The organism is Arthrobacter tumbae (assembly GCF_016907495.1).
GTDB classification, from domain to species: Bacteria; Actinomycetota; Actinomycetes; order Actinomycetales; family Micrococcaceae; genus Arthrobacter_D; species Arthrobacter_D tumbae.
On sequence record NZ_JAFBCC010000001.1, the window covers coordinates 1,528,473 to 1,546,600 of the forward strand.

The following is an 18,128-nucleotide window of genomic DNA, read 5'->3' on the forward strand; positions in this document are numbered from 1 at the left end:
CTAGTAGGCGAGCACCGTGTCAAGCGAGTGCAGGATGCGGTCGAGGTCCGGCAGGTAGTGTTCCTCGGTGCGTGCGGTGGGATACGGCAGGTGGAAGCCGCCTACCCGTGTGACCGGGGCCTCGAGGGACAGGAACGCGCGCTCGGTAATGCGAGCGGCGATCTCTCCACCAATGCCGCCGAAGGTCGGCGCTTCATGTGCGACCAGCAGGCGGCCGGTCTTGAGCACCGAGTCCGTGACGGTGTCGAAGTCGATCGGCGAGATGGACCGCAGGTCGATGACCTCGACGCTCGTGCCGTCTTCCGCAGCCGCGTTCGCCGCGGCGAGAGCCACCGGAACCAGCGGACCGTACGCCACGATGGTTGCGTCGGTGCCAACGCGGAGCACCTCTGCCTGGAACGGACTGGTGGGCACCGCCGATACGTCCACTTCCCCCTTCAGCCAGTAGCGGCGCTTCGGCTCGAAGACGATCACCGGATCCGCGCACGTCACTGCCTGCTGAATCATCCAGTACGCGTCATGCGGATTGGACGGCGTGATGATCCGAAGGCCGGCGGTGTGGGCGAACAGCGCTTCGGGTGACTCGGAATGATGCTCCACACTTCCGATCCCACCGCCGTAGGGAATCCGGATGACGACCGGCGCGCTCAGGAGACCGTCGCTGCGGGCGTGCATTTTTGCCAGCTGCGTGGTGATCTGGTTGAACCCCGGGAACACGAACCCGTCGAACTGAATCTCGCAGATGGGGAGGTATCCCCGCAGGGCAAGGCCAATGGCCGTCCCGATGATCCCGGACTCAGCGAGCGGGGTATCCACAACGCGTTCCGGCCCGAACTGCGCCTTGAGGCCTTCCGTGACCCGGTAAACACCGCCGAGGTCCCCGATGTCCTCGCCCATGAGCAGGGCGCGGGGGTGCGTGCCCAGCGCGGCCCGGAGGCCCTCGTTGATGGCCTTGGCTATGGTCATCACGGCCATCAGCGGTCACCTCCCTCAATGTCGAAGCCGGCTTCATAGTCTTTCCAGGCCTTCAGTTCCTCCTGGATCAGCGGATGTGCTTCCGCATACGTGGCAGCGAAGCGGTGCTCCAGCCCCGGCGCACTCATGGACAGGACCGCGGCGCGCAGGTTCCCGGCGAGCTCGACCGCTTCCTCCTCAAGCTGCTGGAAGAAATGCTCCCCGGTGCCCGTAGCGCGCAGGCGATGTTCCACACGGGTCAGTGGATCGCGGGCAACCCACTGTTCCTCCTCAGCGGCGAGGCGGTACTTCGTGGGGTCATCGGCTGTGGTGTGCGCACTCATCCGGTAGGTGAAGGCTTCGATAAGCACGGGTCCCCCGCCGTTCCGGGCGCGGTCCAGCGCCCAGCGGGTGACGGCCTGCACAGCGAGGACATCGTTGCCATCAACACGGATTCCTGGGAAACCGTACCCGTGAGCGCGGTACGCGAGGGGAACGCGGGACTGGACTTCTGTGGGTACCGAGATGGCCCAGTGGTTGTTCTGGCAGAAGAAGATCGCCGGCGCATTGAAGGAGGCGGCGAAAACCATAGCTTCGTGGACGTCCCCTTCGGAACTGGCACCGTCTCCGAAATAGGCCACCGTTGCAGCCTTCGGCAACGACGGCTCCGCGAGCTGATCCCGCTGCATGCCCATGGCGTACCCGACGGCATGCAGGCACTGGGCCGCGAGAACCAGTGTGTAGAGGTGGAAGTTGGAGTCCTTCGGGTTCCACCCACCGTTGGTCACACCCCGGAACAGCTTGAGCAGGTCCGCGTGGGCGACTCCCCGTGACACCGCCACGCCGTGTTCGCGGTAGGTGGGGAATGCGTAGTCCTGGTCCTGCATGGCACGGGCGGAGCCGATCTGCGCTGCTTCCTGGCCGCGCATCGGCACCCAGAGTGCAAGCTCTCCCTGGCGCTGCAGCGCAGTTGCTTCCTGGTCGAAGCGCCTGATGAGGTACATGTCCCGGTACAGCGCGGCCAGCTCATCCTCCGCCGGGACATAGCCCCTGAAGCCGGAGCTGTTCAGCTCGCCGTCCGGTGAAAGCATCTGCACCATGCCGGACGGGTCCCGTGGGAACTCCGGCAGATGCTGGGCGTCGAGCTGCTCCTCTGCATCGAACTCGGCCGCAGGCAGGCGGGATGTTGCCATACTCTGGATCCTCGCAGGTAATATTCCGTGGGCGGTATATCTATTGATTGTTCATGCACTAGAGTGCATGCGCAGTCCTACAAGAGTAACGACGACGGCGCCCACCTCCTATTTGTGAAGTGCTAGGAAACTCCCGGACCTCTTGTGTACGTTCCACAAAGCTCAAGGAACCGTGAATTCGCCTCGGGTTCGCCGATGCTCACCCTGATGCCTTCCACGCCGAATGGCCGGACGGAGAGGGCCTGTTGTTCGGCCAACGCTGCGAATTCGGAGGTGTTTTCTCCGAGTGCCAGCCAGATGAAGTTCCCCTCGGCCTCCGGTACCTGCCACCCGAGGCGATTAAGCCCATTGACCACGCGGATGCGCTCGTCAACGATGGACTGCACCCGTTCCCGGACCTCATCGATGTGCTGCAGGGAGGTGACTGCCGCATGCTCGGCAATCTGGGACACCGCGAAAGGGGTCGCGCTGACGCGAAGGTGCTCGGTGAGTGCCGACTGGGAGATGGAGTACCCGACCCGTAGCCCGGCAAGACCGTGCGCTTTGGAGAAGGTGCGAAGGACAATGACGTTGGGGTAGTCGCGGTAAAGCTGAAGACCTTCGACGGCGTCTTCTTTCCGGACAAACTCCACGTAGGCCTCGTCCAGCACCACGATGATGTTTCGCGGCACCCGGGCGAGGAAGCCGCGCACTTCCTGCTCGGTCAACGCCGGGCCCGTCGGGTTGTTCGGTGTGCACAGGAGGATGACCCGCGTGCGGTCGGTGATTGCGGATGCCATCGCATCGAGATCATGGGACGAATCCGGAAGCAGCGGGACCTGCACGCTCATGGCTCCGGCCAGTCCAACGCAGATCGGGTACGCCTCGAAGGACCGCCAGGGGTAGATGACTTCGTCGGGTGCATCGTAATCGTTCTGGCCTGCGAATGCGGCGAGGATCTGGTTCAGTGCGCCGAGGCTTCCGGCGCCGGTGACGATGTCCTCGGGCGGCACTCCGAGAAAGGCCCCGAGCCCGGTGCGCAGTGTTGTGGTCATCGGGTCCGGATAGCGGTTGACTGCCGTCTGGCTGCCAATCGCCTGGAGCACCGCCGGGAGCGGTGGAAGCGGGTTCTCGTTTGAAGAGAGCTTGAAGCTTTCAAGACCTTCGATCACTACCGGGGGTTTCCCGGCGGCGTAACGGGGTAAACGGCCAAGTACGCTGCGCGGGTGGATGCGGGTGACCTCGTCCGCAGCAGCGTCGGTGTGGTGTTCGGGTGCACTCATGTGCACAAGCGTACTGGTCCGGGCATGCACGACGGGCGCCGGTGGAACACCGGAATTCCTGCTGGATCGGCGAATCACAACCGTGGATGTGACAGCATTGGTGCATGCTTCGGTTCATCGTGAGGGTACTCATCAATGCACTTGCCTTATGGGTGGCCGCCTGGCTGCTGCCCGGCATAGAGGTGGGCTCGGAAGCCGCCGCTGAAGTGTCCACCAATGAAACCGTCGCTAGCGTGCTCTCCTACCTCTTCGTTGGTCTGGTGTTCGGGATCGTCAACGCGCTCGTCAGGCCCGTCGTGTCCCTGCTCTCGCTGCCCCTGACTATCCTTACGCTCGGACTCTTCACGATCATCATCAATGCGGGCATGCTCATGCTCACCTCCTGGCTCACCTCCTTCACCCCTATCGGCTTCCTGGTGGACGACTTCTTCTGGACAGCGATCCTGGGAGCGATCATCATCAGCCTTGTCTCACTTGTCGCGGGATCGATCACCGGAACCAGACGATAGCCCTGGAGTCAGCTTCGGCTCGTTGCGCGGCGCAGGCTGCGGGCCCAGCAGCGGCGGGCGGGTGACCTGGAAAACGTGACGCTTGGCTGTGGACCCCGCGACAGCCGCGCCGAGCGCTGCAGTGATCGGTGCAATCGAAGGATGAGAACTCAGGTCCACGGCCCGCGCTCCTTCGCGGTAGCTGTCGATCTTGTGGGCAGGGCCGAAACCGAAATCTTCTCCTTCTCGCAACTTAGCCTGGTGGTCAAGGACCACGGAGACTTGATTGGGCTGATCTTCGCGTGGAACCAGGTCGACATGGGGCACGATGTCCCAGGTATGGGCGAGATGGAGGAATGTGGTTCCCTCAGGGGCCTCTTCCAGTTCCACCGGCGATCCTGCCGTCACCACATGAGCAATTGAATACTTCTCAGCGACGGGGCCGCTGTTGGCAAGGTTCATCGCGTGCATGCCGCCCTGGCTGTAGCCAACGAGAACAACGTCGGCGCCTTTTGCGGCGTCTACTTCCTCCAACGCGCGACCCACTGCATCGCCGACATACGCGCTGTCTACAGCTCGCGCCTCTGTCACCCCGTGGAAACTGAAAGGTTCCTCCCAGCTGCTCCCTTCCGATCCTGGAATCACCACAACGTAGGTAGGTCCTGACTCGCCGGCTACCTCGAGGACTTCGAAGGCACTTCCCGGCTCCTTGGTGGCGTGCGAAACCTGTGCCAATAAGTCATCGACGGTTCCATCCAACCGTGTGGTCTCGGATCGGGTGTGCTCCAGGCTTAACGGCGCAGCTAACAGGAGTGCCGACCCGGAAGGAACTCCGACAGTCCGGATGTCACCGATGAGCCCACGAACCACGACATCGGCCGCCTCATACGCGAATCGACTCAACCGGATCTTGTCTGCGGCGTTCCTGAGCTCAGAGCTGCTGTCGAGAATCTTTTGGTGCGCCAGCACAATCGCTTCTGCGGCCGCCGCGCCGCTTGAAAACGAAGCAGCGGTCGCATCGACGTTGCCTGCTGTCATCAGCTGGAGGGCCGACAACCGGACGTCCATAGAGGCAACAGCCTCAGCCACACTACTTAGTTCTTCTGCAGCGTCTCCGACAATCTGCGCACCCCTGTCCAATTCCTCCCATTGGAAGCGGATGTCCCCAACACCACCGATGACTCTGGCAACGCCATCGACATCGGGAGGAGTGTGCACAGGGGTGAGGTCATGCTCGGTGCTCATCCTTGCGAGCCGCTCGTTGTCTCCCCCATCTGCAGCGCAATTCCGTATCCCTCCATTGATACAGCGGCCTCACGCAAAAGGGCTGATGCGGTCCGAAGCCCGGACTCCCGCTCGATCAGATATGAGCGGAAGTTACGTCCCGCCGGAGACTCCCAGTGGATACTCTGAGCAACACCAATCCGCTGTCGCACGGCGTCGACAACATCGGCCTGTAGGCCCAGGCGTCTCGCGAAGTCGCGTGCCGCCTCGCTGGGCTCCTGCTCACAGGTTGAGCCCGCCGCCATACTGCGATACATGCTCCGCACCCTCCTCACCTTGCTGTTGTAGCTACCAACGACGCTAGGCGCGGACGGAGGCCGGGCGCTTCGCAGGTGGGGCGTATGTTGATATCCCGCAGGAATCCTGTGCCTGTGGAGGAGTCGTCACGCTTGGAGCGCATACCGCCGGTCATGGAATGATTGGACCCATGCCGCACACTCCTTCCTCCCGGGTCAACCTTGCGTCCGTAACGATTCACCAGGTTGACGGCCAAGTGCCTATTGCCCTTGGGCCCCTCGACGGGAGATACCGCCCAGCAGTCGCTCCTTTGGTTGACTACCTGTCCGAAGCTGCACTCAACCGGGATCGCGTTCACGTCGAAGTGGAGTGGCTCATCCACCTCACCCGCAAGAGTGTCCTGCCCGGAACGGCTCCACTCACAGACGTTCAGGAAGCAGCGCTCCGGGAGATTGTCAGTACCTTCGACGGCAGCGCCGTCAGCGAGCTTGCCGAAATCGAGCGGGTCACTGTGCATGACGTCAAGGCCGTCGAGTACTTCATCGGAAGCCGGCTTGAAGGCATCGGCATCAGCCGCCTGAAGCCCCTCGTCCACTTCGGCTGCACCTCAGAAGACATCAACAACCTGTCCTATGCTCTCGGCGTGAAGGGCGCGGTGGAAGACATCTGGCTTCCCGCGGCGGAGTCGCTCGTGAATCAGGTCAAGGCGATGGCCGAAGAATCCCGGGCAGTCCCCATGCTTTCCCGGACCCATGGACAGCCGGCCACACCCACCACCCTCGGCAAGGAGCTCGCCGTCGTGGCGCACCGCCTGGCCCGGCAGCTCGAGCGCATACGCCGGACGGAGTACCTGGGGAAGATCAACGGAGCAACCGGCACCTTTGCCGCTCACGTCGCCTCCGTGCCGCGCGCCGAATGGCAGGCCGTCGCCAGAGAATTCGTGGAGGGCCTCGGCCTGACCTGGAACCCGCTGACCACCCAGATCGAATCCCACGACTGGCAGGCGGAACTGTACGCCGACGTTGCCCGCTTCAACCGCATCCTGCACAACTTCTGCACGGACGTATGGAGCTACATTTCCATCGGCTACTTCGCGCAGGTGCCGGTAGCGGGAGCAACCGGTTCCTCCACCATGCCGCACAAGGTCAATCCCATCCGCTTCGAGAACGCGGAGGCGAACCTCGAGATCTCGTGCTCCCTGCTGGATGTCCTGGCCTCCACCCTGGTGACCTCACGATGGCAGCGCGACCTGACTGATTCCTCCTCCCAGCGCAACATCGGCGTGGCCTTCGGGCATTCAATGCTGGCCATCTCGAACGTCTCAAAGGGGCTTGAGCGCCTGGACGTCGCGGAGTCGGTACTGGCCGCTGATTTGGACACCAACTGGGAGGTCCTCGGTGAAGCCGTGCAGATGGTCATGCGTGCCGAGGCAATCGCGGGAACCCCGGGCATGGAAGACCCGTACGAGCGGCTGAAGGACCTCACCCGCGGACAACGCGTGGACGCAGCGCGAATGCGTGAGTTCGTCCTTGAACTGGGGCTCTCCGCGGAGGCCGAGGAACGGCTGCTCGCGCTGACACCGGCAACCTACACCGGCATCGCGGAACACCTGGTGGACCACCTCCGCTAAGCGGTTGCGCTGCCGAGCGCCGTCGTCGTTTTTTCATGGCTGTCCCAGCGCCGCAGGGAGCGGAGAAGGAGCCGGCCGCGATCACCGGGCAGGAGATCGACCGCCTGGGCAACCTGCCCCGAGTTCATGCCGCGCGCGAGCGTGATGTGCGGTACCCAGCGGTTCGGGACGCAGTTGCCCGCGACATCCGGCACGTCGCCCAGAGCCGCGTGCACGGCTCGATGAAGGCCACAAAGAGCTTCGCTGACGACGCCGAGGCGCGCCAGTACCTGCCCCCGCCCGGTTCGGAAAAGAACCAGACCAGCTGTGTGGATGGGAAGCGGCAGCACCCCGGCGAGCGCCGCAAGGGCCACGTCATACTGAGCCGGAATCCGTGGCGCAGCGAGCAGGGTGATGTGAGCGCGGTTCGAGGCCGCGGTGTGCCTGGCCTGGGAAGGTAAGCCGGCCTGCTTGAGGATGTCCCAGTCTGAACGCAGGAGCTCCTCCCCCGTTACATCGAGGAGGAGCTCCACGCTGTCCACGGTCAGCGCGGATTCTGCCGGTAGTCGCCGATTCCGAAGGAGCCATCCTCCTCCACCGTGCCCGATCTCGGATCGTATTGCGGCCGCTGGTAAGCCATCTCCCCGCCGCTGCGGCCGCCGAACGGGCGCCCGTGATCCGCGTATTCCTCGCGGAAGTACGCCAGGCACCAGTCACCGAGCTGGACACGTGCGCCGGTTCTCAGGATGGACGGGCCTTCCGACTGGACGCTGCCACGGACAGGCCCGTGCGGCATGAGCACGTATTCGTCGTCGGCGTTGTGCTCAACCGTCGCATGCACGGGAAGCAGTCCGTCGAGCACCAGGTCGGCGTCCGGCGAGCTTCCGATCACCAGCTTCTCCCCGACCAGATTCACTTCACGCGGGACCTGCCCGTTCCAGGTGTCGGAATCCTGCACGAAGATGAGGCGCGGACGCCCGCTGCCCCGCGTGTGGTGGGTGGTGGTCACCTGGCGCCGGATGCGCCGGTTCACCGTGGGAACGAGGGGGAACGGGGTTGACGGCGGCAGTAGCGGCACGCTCGATTTCCGGCTGACGCCCCGGATCAGGGGCGCGAGCGCCGTGATCGACCCGGCTCGGATGTGCGATGACCGCGTCATCAGCCGCTGGGCCATTGACGTTTCCACCTTGCCGATACTCACGAGGGTCCCGGCGGGACCGGCGATGGTCACAGTGAGCCCCTTGGTGGCCAGGTTCGCTGCGAGCTCGCGGACACTCTCCAGAGAGGGCATACCACCGAAGCCGGCAACCGACGGATCCTCGCAGTAAATGGTCACCTCGGACCCGGCCGCACTGACGGTGCCATTCGTCGCGCCGGTGGTTGCGCCGTCGTCGTGCTCCGAGAACGAGAAGGCGAGGTCAATGTCCAGGTGTACCCGCTGCGACACGGGTCAGCTCCGGTGGGTGTCGGAGCCCGCGGCGTCGTTGTCGCTGGTGGTGACCCTCACGGTGCCGTTCAGCTTCCAGGTTGCGCGGGGTGCATCCGGTCCGATGTCGCGCGGCACCTCGACGGTCATGTCGATGAAGCTGTAATTGACTGCAGCGCCCTTGCCGGTGAGATAGGACCACATCTCCTCGGCGAGGTCGGCCCAGTCCCGGATGCTGCGGTTGCTATCAACAGAGGTGTTTTCAGACATGGCGAATTTCCTTGCGTACTTTCGGTTCTGTCCGGCGCCCTCTACCCGCCTGACCTGACAAGTCCGAGCCTAACCTGCGCCGGGCCACAAGTGAACCCTCCCGCCGGGAGCCGGTGCGGTAGCCTGCAGATCAGGCAAGCCACCGCTCAGCCTCGGCAGCGAGCTCCTTCCGGCGCCCAGCATCCATTCGGTCGAGCAGCCGCACGCTCATGCTCGAGCGGGGATTCCTGGCCAGCAGCTCCCGGTGATCCGCGACGAACTGCCAGTACAGTGCGTCCCAGACGTGCTGCCAGTCGCCCTGTGGCAGGTCGCTCATCTTCCGCAGGTAGTTGCTGCCGCTGATGTACGGCTTCGTCGTGATCGCGTTGCCTGCTGCGAACTGGCTCATCGCGTACACGTTCGGGACCATCACCCAGTCGTAGGCGTCGATGAACATCGCCATGAACCATTCGTACACGTCATTCGGATCGACACGGAGGAGAATGGCCGCATTGCCGAGCACCATCAGCCGCTCGATGTGGTGGGCGTAGCCGGTGTCGAGGACGCGGCGGATGACCGTGTCGACCGGCGCTATTCCTGTGGTGGCGTCATACCAGGACTGATCCAGGTGCCGGGACATCCGGAGGTGGTTGCTCGTGCGCATGCGCCGCCCGTGCAGCGCATAAGACGCTCGCATGTACTCCCGCCACCCGATGATCTGGCGGACGAAACCCTCCACGCTGGCGATCGGCGTGCCATGCCGGCCGGCGTAGTCCAGAGCAATACCGACGACGTCGGCCGGCTTCAGCAGCCCGGTATTCATGCTCGAGCTGAGAGCTGAATGGAACAGGAACGAGTGGGTTTCAGCGATGGCATCCTCGTACGGGCCGAACAACTCGAACCGTTCGGCGAGGAAAACCTTGAGGGCGTCCGCGGCCGCTTGGTGCGTGACGGGCCAGTTGAAACCGTTGGCGTCGCCCGGGTTATCCGGAAATTCTTCCGCCACCCAGCTTCGGGCGGTGGCGACGTCGTCGTCGGTTTCGCGGCTGTTGGCCGGCAGGGCAGGGACCATGAGCTTCTTCGGAAGCTTCTTCCGGTTCTCGGTATCGAAACTCCACCGCCCGCCCGAGGGCCCGCCGTCGTCCTCGAGTAGGATCCCCAGCCGCTTGCGCTGCCACTCGTAGAAATTCTGCATCCGCCAGCCGTTGGAAGAGAAATACTGGTCCAGGTCAGCGTTGGTGCAGATGAATGATGGGGTGTCCTCCATCATCGGCTCGATCGAGAGCTGCCGGAGCGTTCCGGTGAGGCGTTGTGCCAGCCAATCGTCGACGACGTCGTAATAGGTGCAGGACGTCGCGCCAATCCGCGTGAGCACCTCGGCGAGCGCCGCCTGACTGGAGGTTGCCGAGTCTGTCTCCACGTACTCGACTTCCCGTCCGGATTCACGCAGCCGGCGCTCGAAAGCGCGCATGCTTGCCCTGTGCAGAAGTAGCTTTTGCACGTGAAACCGGTACTGACGGAAGAATAGGTCGTCCTCCACAAGGATGTAACACCGGGAATCCGGTGCATCCAGGTGCTCTTCGAAGAGCTGGTGCGGGAAGATCAGCTGCGCGTGCATGTCCACACATTAGTACTGACTGTCAGGGCGGACTGCCAGACTGGGGCCATGGCATTCGACCGGTACCCCATCCGCCGCCTGGAGGAGAGCCGGGACAACGCCTTGCCGCGCACTGCATGGCCCGCCACGCTGGCGCCGGTTGCGCAGGTGCTTCGGGATGGACTGGACCTTGGCCGGGCCACCGTCCTTGTCGGCGAGAACGGCTCTGGGAAATCGACGCTGATCGAGGCGATCGCTGAGGCGTACGGTCTCTCGGTCGAGGGCGGATCCACCGGGGCGCGGCACAGCACGCGGGCCTCGGAGTCCGGGTTGAGTGAACACCTGCAGCTGGTCCGCAATGCCGGAACCACGCGGCGCGGGTACTTCCTGCGAGCGGAGACCATGCACGGGTTCTTCACCTACCTGGAGAAGAACCCGAGTACCCGCGGAGACGCAGCGTTCCACGACATGTCCCACGGCGAATCCTTCCTGGAACTGGTGGCCGACCGCTTTCGCGGAGCAGGGCTGTGGGTGCTGGATGAACCGGAATCGGCGTTGTCCTTCTCCGGCTGCCTCGCGCTGGTGGGGGTGCTCAAGCAGCTGCTCGCCGACGGCAAGTCGCAGGTTCTCCTGTCCACGCACTCCCCGGTTCTTGCTGCCCTTCCCGGCGCGCAGATTCTAGAGGTGGGCGAGTGGGGGCTGCGCGAACGGGAGTGGGAGGACCTTGCGCTCGTGGACAACTGGCGCGGGTTTTTGAAGGCGCCGACACGGTACCTGCGCCACATCTAGCGCTGGGCACCCGTCCACACGTAGAACTTCTCCGGCCTGCCCGCGGCACCATACTTCGGCACAATGCGCGCACTGCCCTTCGTCACGAGGTACTCGAGGTATCTCCGCGCGCTCACCCTCGCGAGGCCAAGCTGGGCTGCGACCTCGGACGCAGAGAAGCCGACGCCGGAGGCCCGGAGCGCACCGACCACGGAGTCAAGGGTGGGCTGGGACAGGCCTTTCGGCAGCGAGCCTCCGGGCACCGGAAGCTGCACCTGCGGCGCCTCGGTGGGCGTGGCGGCAAGCAGTCTGTCGATACGCTCCTGATCCAGCGGCCCCGCTGAGAACGAGCTGTGCTCCACGATCCTCGCCCGGTGTTGCACGTAGTCGTCCAGCCGCCCCATCAGGACCTTCGAGTTGAATGGCTTGACGAGGTAGTGCAGCACCCCGCCGGCCATCGCAGCGCGCACCGTTTCGAGTTCCCGGGCGGCTGTGATGGCAATGATGTCCACCGGGTCACCGGGGATATTGCGGGCAGCGCGCAGCACATCGATTCCCGACATGTCCGGCAGGTGAATATCGAGCAGCATCAGTTCCGGCTTCAGTTCGCGCACCTTCTCGAGCGCTTCTCCGCCGGAATTCGCCACGCCGACGACGTCGAAGCCTCCGTGCGCGAGCAGGAACCCCGAGTGCACACCGGCAATCTCCTGATCGTCGTCGACGACCAGCGTTCGAATGAGGCTCACGGGGCGGGCACCCCGGCGTCGTGCGGTTCCATTGGGCGCGGGGCATCCTGCTCCGGCAGAACAGGCGCCGGGCCCAGTGTCACCGCAATGTGCGCGCCGCCCAGCACCGACTCTGTGAGCCTCACGCCGCCCGCGCGGCGCTCGGCGACACGTTGGACGAGCGCCAGCCCGAAACCGCGGGAACCTGCGCCTGCGGTGTCCTTGGTTGAGAACCCTGTTGCGAACACCTGCGAACGCAGATTTTCGGGGATGCCCGGGCCGTCGTCAGACACCGCGATGGAGCAGCCTGCGGCGTCCGAGGTCAGCCTGACGTGGATTGTTCCGTTGGAACCGACAGCGTCGACGGCGTTATCGATGAGGTTCCCCAACACGGTCACCGGATCAGTGGTGCCGTCCGCCTCGAAGGCCGATGCCTCGTCGACGATCAGGCTGATGCCCTTCTCGGCACAGATGGTGGTTTTGGCCATGAGGAGGCCGGCGGCGTCCGGATCACTGACACCGGGCGAGAGGTCTCCGGACACCACCGATCCGCCATGGCCCGACCGGGAGATGAAGTCCACCGCTTTGTCCGTGCGGCCCAACTCGAGCAGACCCGAGATGACGTGCATCTTGTTTGCGAACTCATGTGCCTGGCTGCGGAGGGCTTGCGTGACATCACGCGCACCGTCGAGGTCCAGCAGCAGCTGGTGCAGTTCCGTGCGATCGCGCAGCACCAGGACCCTGCCCACGCGCCGGCCGTCGACAATGGCATCACTTGAGCGGGCGAGAAGCACCCGCTCACCCACCAGAACGGTTTCATCGGCGTCTCCTGCCGAATCGAACATGCCGACAAGGGCTGGTTCCAGGACTGCGCTTGCCGGACGGCCCATCACCTCATCACCCAGGTCGAGCAGCCGGTTGGCCTCATCATTGAGCACGGCCAGCCGTCCGCGTTCATCCAGCGCGACCACCCCTTCGCCGATGCCGTGGAGCATGGCGTCACGGGTCTCGAGCAGTGCTGCGATTTCTTCGGGCTCGAGCCGGTAGATGCGGCGCCAGATCAGCCGTGAGATCCAGATCGATCCAGCGGTTCCGGCAAGGGCAGCCACAACGAGCCAGGCAAGGAGCACCGGCAGGTCTTCCTGGAGATCCGCCGCGAGAGTCGACTCCAGGGTACCCACCGAGGCGGTCCCGATCACGGTGCCGTCCTCACCCCGGATGGGCACCTTCACGCGCCATGACTCACCCAGTGTTCCAGTCTGTGTGCCCACGAAAGTCTCGCCGGACAGCGGGACGGCTGGATCAGTCGACACCATCTGACCGATCATGTCCGGGTTCGGGTGTGAATACCGGATTCCGACGTCGTCAGTCACCACCACGTAGGTGACACCAGTGGCCTGCGTGGTGAGTTCGGCGATGGGTTGGATGACGGCGCTGGGATCAGCGTCGTCGAACGCATCCACGACGGACGGCAGCTGGGCGATCGATTGCGCCACTCCGACCATGCGGCCCTCATAGGCATCCCGAATCTGCTGTTCCTGCATCCGGACGGCGACGGTGCCCGCCACCAGCACAATGATCAGCACAATCAGCAGCTGCAGGAAGAACAGCTGTGATCTAAGCGACATTGTCCGGATCATCCTTCCATTCTCGCACGATCGGGTGTATGGAACCGGCGGTAGGCCGGCGCTGAAACCGGAATTTCTCCATGACCACAATGACCACTACGCACGTTGTGACCGTATGGTTTCCGCCCGGTTGATCCCTCCCTACGCTGGACCGGAACGTGTGGTGAGGCGCATCACATGTCAGAAGTGAACGTAGGAAGGTTCCACCCCATGAAGCACGAGAGCACAATGAAGCGCTTGTCGGCTGCAGGCGTCATCGGCGTCGCATCTGTCCTTGCACTGTCCGCCTGCGGCAGCACGTCCGGCGGCACGGAAGCCGAGGCCGGAATCGACCGCCTCAACATCATCGTCCCCGCCGATCCGGGCGGCGGCTGGGACCAGACGGGCCGTGCCATGCAGAAGGATCTGCAGGACAACGACCTGGTGGGCAATGCGTCAGTCGTGAACGTCGGCGGCGCCGGCGGCACCAACGGCCTCGCCCAGCTGGCCACCGAGCAGGACCCCGACACGCTCATGGTGATGGGCTACGTCATGGTCGGCGCCGTCGAGACCAACGCAGCCGAAACGCGTATTGAAGACACCACCCCCATTGCACGACTGACGGAAGAGCCGCTGATCGTCGTCGTACCGGCCGATTCACCGTTCCAGAGCATCGACGATCTGCTTTCCGCAGTCGAGGAGGACGGTCAGGGCGTGTCCATCACCGGTGGCTCAGCGGGCGGCGCGGACCACATCCTCGCAGGCCAGATGCTGAAAGAGGCCGGAATCGCGCCCGACAGCCTCAACTACATTCCCTACTCCGGTGGCGGTGAGTCGCTCGCTGCACTGCTTGGCAACAAGGTGTCTGCGGGCATCTCAGGCGTCGGCGAGTACGCAGAACAGGTCAAGGCCGGCAAGTTGCGTGCGCTCGCAGTGTCGGGTGCAGAGCCCGCGGCGCTACTGCCGGACGTGCCGACGCTGACGGACGAGGGCGTCGACCTGGTGCTGACCAACTGGCGCGGTGTTGTGGCGCCGGGCACCATCGACGAGGCGAAGGCAGCGGAGCTGACCGAACTGGTGACCGCAATGTCCGAGACCGAAGCCTGGCAGACCACCCTTGAGACCAACGCGTGGTCCGACGCGTTCCTGGCCGGCGAAGAGTTCGACGCCTTCCTGACCGAAGACATCGCCGCTGTGAAGACCACCCTGACCGAGATCGGTCTGCTGTAACGGCGATGAGCTCTTCAATCAACGGGGCGCCGGGCGGAAGCGGCACCAAAACCGCGCCCGCCCGGCCCCTCGGCGAACTGATCTTCGCGGGAATGATCGTCTGCGTCGGCGTCGTCGGTTTCATTGCCGGCTCGCAGATTCCCATCCCGCCGTCCGCCGGCGTTGTTGGCCCCCGCGCCTTCCCGTTCATCGTCTCCGGCATCATGGTGGCCATCGGCATTGGGCTGGTCATCCAGCTCCTTCGCGGGCACACCGGTGCCGCCGAGGAAGGCGAGGACATTGACCCCGACGTGAAGACCGACTGGCTCACCGTCGGCAAGCTCGTCGGGTTCCTCGCTATTCACATCGCGCTCATCGTTCCCCTCGGCTGGCCGGTAGCGGCCGCCGTCCTATTCTTCGGTGCTGCGTGGTCCCTCGGCGCGAAGCCGTGGTGGCGCAACGCAATCATCGCCGTCGTTCTCGCGCTGATCCTCCAGTTCGTGTTCGCGGGCCTCCTCGGAGTCTCGCTGCCGGCCGGTTTCCTCCTGGAAGGAGTTGAAATCTTCAATGGATAATTTCATGGCACTGCTTGAGGGTTTCAGCGTCGCGATGCAGCCCATGTACCTGCTGTACGCGCTCGGCGGCGTGCTGGTGGGTACCGCGGTGGGTGTCCTGCCGGGCATCGGCCCGGCCATGACCGTGGCACTGCTCATGCCGATCACCTACAGCCTTGACCCGACGGCGGCCATCATCGTCTTCGCGGGCATCTACTACGGCGGCATGTATGGCGGCTCCACGACCTCGATCCTCCTCAACACACCCGGCGAATCAGCCTCCATTGTCACCGCCCTCGAGGGCAACAAGATGGCCAAGGCCGGCAGGGGCGCCGCTGCACTGGCGACGGCGGCGATCGGCTCGTTCATTGCCGGAACCGTCGCCACCGTGCTGCTGAGCTTCGTGGCGCCCTATGTCGCCGAATTCGCCGTGCAGATCGGGCCCACCGAGTACGTGGCGCTGATGATCGTTGCGTTCCTGACCGTCGGGGCACTGCTCGGTGCCTCCGTGCTGCGTGGGCTCGCGTCGCTGGCGCTGGGCCTGTTCATCGCCCTGATCGGCGTCGACGCACTGACCGCCCAGCAGCGGTACACCTTCGGCAACCCGTTCCTGGCGGACGGTATCGACGTCGTTCTTGTGGCCGTTGCGCTCTTCGCGGTCGGTGAGGCGCTCTACGTCGCTTCCCGCCTCCGCCACGGTCCCGTGAAGGTGATTCCCGTGGCTGGGCGCTGGACCAACTGGATGCGCAAGGATGACTGGAAGCGGTCCTGGAAGCCCTGGCTTCGCGGAACGTTCATCGGCTTCCCCGTGGGAACCATTCCCGCCGGCGGTGCGGACGTCGCGACCTTCCTGTCCTACGCCTCCGAACGGAAGCTGGCCAAGGGTGAGCGGAAGAAACAGTTCGGCAAGGGCGCTATCGAAGGCGTCGCCGGCCCGGAGTCAGCCAACAACGCGGCTGCTGCCGGTGTCCTCGTTCCGCTGCTGACCCTCGGTATTCCGACGACGGCCACCGCCGCCATGATGCTGGTCGCATTCCAGCGCTACAACATCCAGCCCGGACCTCTCCTGTTCGAGGTTGAGGGTGCACTGGTGTGGGCGCTGATTGCGAGCCTGTACGTGGGTAACCTGATGCTGCTGGTCCTGAACCTGCCGCTGGTGGGCATCTGGGTGAAGATCCTGCAGATCCCGCGGCCCTACCTCTACTCCGGCATCCTCGTCTTCGCGGCCATGGGCGCGTTCTCGGTGAACTTCACCCCGGTGGACGTGTTTGTCCTGCTGGTAATCGGCGTACTGGGGTTCTTCATGCGCCGTTACGGTTATCCGATCGCGCCGATGGTGGTGGGTCTCATCCTCGGTCCGATCTTCGAGGATCAGTTGCGGCGTTCGCTCGCCATCTCGCAGGGTGACCCGACCGCGCTGGTGAGCACCCCGATCTCCGCGACCATCTACGTGGTGCTCATCGTAATCTTCGTTCTCTCCTTCTGGTTGAAGAAGCGCCAGCGGGCCATGGAGTCCGAGGTCGTGGAAGAGACACCGGCAGCAGCCGTTGACCTGAAAGAAGGCGGAAGATGAGTGCCGTTGTGCTGGGCTACGTGCCGAACGCGCTGGGGGACGCCGCTGCGAAAGCCGCGGTTGCCGAAGCTCGCCAACGCGGCGCGACACTCGTGGTGGTCAACACCACCAGGGCAGACCGCCTGGTGGATCCGGCCTACGCCGACGACGAGGACATGTCCCGCTTGCAGGACACGCTGCGGACCTCCGGAGTGGACTTCACCGTCCATCACGGAACGTCGAAGGACACCGCTGCGGAGGACGTGCTGGAGGCGGCTGTTCGCCATGCTGCCGAGCTCATCGTCATCGGGCTGCGCCACCGCACGCCCGTGGGCAAGCTCATCATGGGTTCCACCGCGCAGTCGATCCTGCTGGGCGCCGCGTGCAACGTGCTTGCGGTGAAGCCCTGACGCCCGTTCCTGGTGCAAGTCGGTCCCATTCCGTGCAGGTTTGAGTACACACAGAAAGAGGCCCGCGGCGTGTCGTTCCAGACACGCCGCGGGCTTCTCCCGTACCTGCGAGGAACCGGCGGTCAGACGCTGGCCCGCTCTGCCAGGATCCCGTCGATCTGGCCCATGGCCTCCTTGAGCCCCTCTTCCATGCCCATCTCCAGCATCTGCTGAAGCTGCTCGGCGTTCTCAAAACTGGATGCCACCGTCATGCGGGTGCGGCCGGCTTCAACCTCCTCAAGGGTGACGACGGCGTGCGTCTCACCCATATCGCCCACCGGCGCACCGGACTCGTCGGCAAAGCCGTCGTTGAACTCCAGCCGCCGGGGCGAGTCGATGGCGGTAAACTTCCACCAGCCGCGGCTCTTCTCCCCTTCCGGCCCGGTCATGAAGTAGCTTGACGAACCGCCCTCGCGGAACTCGTGCTTGTCGAACGTGGCCGGCCACGTCGGAGGGCCCCACCAACGCTCGAGCTGGCGCGGATCCTCCCATATCTGCCAGACGCGATCGACGGCGGCGTCAAACTCCGCGACGATGGTGAAGCTGAGCGCCTCGATGTCCTTTTCACTGCTGATGACAGCCATGATGATTACCCTTTCCTGATTTTCGACTACTCATCCTCGGCGAGGATTTCGGCGATCCGGTCGACGCGTTGCCGCCAGATCTTCTCGTACTCGTCAAGCAGATGCCGCGCCCTCCGAACTGCTTCCCGGTTAGCACGCACCATCTGCTCCCTTCCGCGTTTCTCCTTGGTGACCAAAGACGCCTGTTCCAGCACCGCTACGTGCTTCTGCACCGCCGCGAAACTCATGGCGTAGTGCGCAGCCAGGGCTGAAACCGAGTGCTCCTCGCTGATGGCGCGGACAACGATGCTGCGCCGGGTGCTATCCGCGAGAGCGTGGAACAACCGGTCCACTTCAGATTCTGAGAGCTGATCTACAACCATTTGGTTGTAGATTATTCCT

At 64.2% G+C, this 18,128-nt stretch carries 20 protein-coding genes; 7 read left to right on the forward strand and 13 right to left on the reverse strand.

Annotated features, from left to right (window positions below; translation table 11 throughout):
• From JOD47_RS07290 to JOD47_RS07300, 3 genes are all read right to left on the reverse strand, one after another.
• Positions 1 to 975, reverse strand: coding sequence for an alpha-ketoacid dehydrogenase subunit beta (locus tag JOD47_RS07290; RefSeq protein ID WP_204533256.1), 975 nt, complete (start codon positions 973 to 975; stop codon positions 1 to 3).
• Positions 975 to 2,147: a thiamine pyrophosphate-dependent dehydrogenase E1 component subunit alpha gene (locus tag JOD47_RS07295; protein WP_204533258.1), complete on the reverse strand. Its 1,173-nt coding sequence runs from the start codon at positions 2,145 to 2,147 to the stop codon at positions 975 to 977. The genes JOD47_RS07290 and JOD47_RS07295 overlap by 1 nt, the downstream gene beginning before the upstream one ends.
• A 122-nt stretch (positions 2,148 to 2,269) precedes the next feature.
• On the reverse strand, positions 2,270 to 3,409 hold the full coding sequence (locus tag JOD47_RS07300; protein ID WP_204533260.1) for a histidinol-phosphate transaminase: 1,140 nt from the start codon (positions 3,407 to 3,409) through the stop codon (positions 2,270 to 2,272).
• Between the two features lie 104 nt (positions 3,410 to 3,513).
• Between JOD47_RS07300 and JOD47_RS07305 the strand changes: the two genes are divergently transcribed.
• Positions 3,514 to 3,918 (forward strand): phage holin family protein, encoded by a 405-nt coding sequence (locus JOD47_RS07305; RefSeq protein WP_204533261.1) that lies wholly within the window; start codon positions 3,514 to 3,516, stop codon positions 3,916 to 3,918.
• On the opposite strand, the gene JOD47_RS07310 is transcribed toward JOD47_RS07305, so the two are convergent.
• A complete protein-coding gene (locus tag JOD47_RS07310) occupies positions 3,880 to 5,142 on the reverse strand; it encodes an alpha/beta hydrolase family protein (protein ID WP_204533263.1) in 1,263 nt (420 codons plus the stop codon). The two genes, JOD47_RS07305 and JOD47_RS07310, sit on opposite strands and share 39 nt — an antisense overlap.
• Positions 5,139 to 5,438, reverse strand: a complete 300-nt coding sequence (locus JOD47_RS07315; protein WP_204533265.1) for a hypothetical protein — start codon at positions 5,436 to 5,438, stop codon at positions 5,139 to 5,141. The genes JOD47_RS07310 and JOD47_RS07315 overlap by 4 nt, the downstream gene beginning before the upstream one ends.
• Positions 5,439 to 5,608: 170 nt before the next feature.
• Between JOD47_RS07315 and purB the strand changes: the two genes are divergently transcribed.
• Complete coding sequence (gene purB / locus JOD47_RS07320; protein WP_204533267.1) at positions 5,609 to 7,048, forward strand: adenylosuccinate lyase; 1,440 nt, start codon at positions 5,609 to 5,611, stop codon at positions 7,046 to 7,048.
• On the opposite strand, the gene JOD47_RS07325 is transcribed toward purB, so the two are convergent.
• The 4 genes from JOD47_RS07325 to JOD47_RS07340 all read right to left on the reverse strand — a co-directional run bounded on the left by JOD47_RS07325 (position 7,045) and on the right by JOD47_RS07340 (position 10,320).
• On the reverse strand, positions 7,045 to 7,569 hold the full coding sequence (locus JOD47_RS07325; protein ID WP_204533268.1) for a 2'-5' RNA ligase family protein: 525 nt from the start codon (positions 7,567 to 7,569) through the stop codon (positions 7,045 to 7,047). The genes purB and JOD47_RS07325 overlap by 4 nt on opposite strands.
• A gap of 2 nt (positions 7,570 to 7,571) precedes the next feature.
• Entirely contained in the window at positions 7,572 to 8,474 is a 903-nt protein-coding gene (locus JOD47_RS07330) for an FHA domain-containing protein (RefSeq protein WP_204533270.1), read from the reverse strand.
• Between the two features lie 3 nt (positions 8,475 to 8,477).
• The gene (locus JOD47_RS07335) at positions 8,478 to 8,723 is read right to left on the reverse strand and encodes a hypothetical protein (protein WP_204533272.1); all 246 of its coding nucleotides are present in this window, start codon (positions 8,721 to 8,723) and stop codon (positions 8,478 to 8,480) included.
• 130 nt (positions 8,724 to 8,853) lie between these two features.
• Positions 8,854 to 10,320 carry a cryptochrome/photolyase family protein gene (locus JOD47_RS07340; RefSeq protein ID WP_204533274.1) on the reverse strand — a complete coding sequence of 489 codons (1,467 nt, stop codon included), beginning with the start codon at positions 10,318 to 10,320 and terminating at the stop codon, positions 8,854 to 8,856.
• Positions 10,321 to 10,368: 48 nt separating this feature from the next.
• Here JOD47_RS07340 and JOD47_RS07345 point away from each other — a divergent pair, with 48 nt between their 5' ends.
• Positions 10,369 to 11,088 (forward strand): AAA family ATPase, encoded by a 720-nt coding sequence (locus tag JOD47_RS07345; RefSeq protein WP_204533276.1) that lies wholly within the window; start codon positions 10,369 to 10,371, stop codon positions 11,086 to 11,088.
• On the opposite strand, the gene JOD47_RS07350 is transcribed toward JOD47_RS07345, so the two are convergent.
• Positions 11,085 to 11,813: a response regulator gene (locus tag JOD47_RS07350; protein WP_204533278.1), complete on the reverse strand. Its 729-nt coding sequence runs from the start codon at positions 11,811 to 11,813 to the stop codon at positions 11,085 to 11,087. The two genes, JOD47_RS07345 and JOD47_RS07350, sit on opposite strands and share 4 nt — an antisense overlap.
• Positions 11,810 to 13,420 carry an ATP-binding protein gene (locus JOD47_RS07355; protein ID WP_239548040.1) on the reverse strand — a complete coding sequence of 537 codons (1,611 nt, stop codon included), beginning with the start codon at positions 13,418 to 13,420 and terminating at the stop codon, positions 11,810 to 11,812. Before JOD47_RS07355 ends, JOD47_RS07350 begins: the two co-directional genes overlap by 4 nt.
• A gap of 210 nt (positions 13,421 to 13,630) precedes the next feature.
• Here JOD47_RS07355 and JOD47_RS07360 point away from each other — a divergent pair, with 210 nt between their 5' ends.
• From JOD47_RS07360 to JOD47_RS07375, 4 genes are read left to right on the forward strand one after another with little or no spacing between them, the layout of a single operon-like run.
• Positions 13,631 to 14,629, forward strand: coding sequence for a Bug family tripartite tricarboxylate transporter substrate binding protein (locus JOD47_RS07360; protein ID WP_204533281.1), 999 nt, complete (start codon positions 13,631 to 13,633; stop codon positions 14,627 to 14,629).
• 5 nt (positions 14,630 to 14,634) lie between these two features.
• On the forward strand, positions 14,635 to 15,183 hold the full coding sequence (locus tag JOD47_RS07365; RefSeq protein ID WP_204533282.1) for a tripartite tricarboxylate transporter TctB family protein: 549 nt from the start codon (positions 14,635 to 14,637) through the stop codon (positions 15,181 to 15,183).
• Positions 15,176 to 16,735: a tripartite tricarboxylate transporter permease gene (locus JOD47_RS07370; protein WP_204533283.1), complete on the forward strand. Its 1,560-nt coding sequence runs from the start codon at positions 15,176 to 15,178 to the stop codon at positions 16,733 to 16,735. Before JOD47_RS07365 ends, JOD47_RS07370 begins: the two co-directional genes overlap by 8 nt.
• Complete coding sequence (locus tag JOD47_RS07375; RefSeq protein ID WP_204533284.1) at positions 16,732 to 17,124, forward strand: universal stress protein; 393 nt, start codon at positions 16,732 to 16,734, stop codon at positions 17,122 to 17,124. The genes JOD47_RS07370 and JOD47_RS07375 overlap by 4 nt, the downstream gene beginning before the upstream one ends.
• Positions 17,125 to 17,246: 122 nt before the next feature.
• Here the strand turns inward: JOD47_RS07375 and JOD47_RS07380 are convergent, their stop codons facing one another.
• Both JOD47_RS07380 and JOD47_RS07385 read right to left on the reverse strand, forming a co-directional pair.
• Complete coding sequence (locus tag JOD47_RS07380) at positions 17,247 to 17,747, reverse strand: SRPBCC family protein (RefSeq protein WP_204533285.1); 501 nt, start codon at positions 17,745 to 17,747, stop codon at positions 17,247 to 17,249.
• Positions 17,748 to 17,773: 26 nt separating this feature from the next.
• Entirely contained in the window at positions 17,774 to 18,109 is a 336-nt protein-coding gene (locus JOD47_RS07385; RefSeq protein ID WP_204533286.1) for an ArsR/SmtB family transcription factor, read from the reverse strand.
• Positions 18,110 to 18,128: the final 19 nt, after the last annotated feature.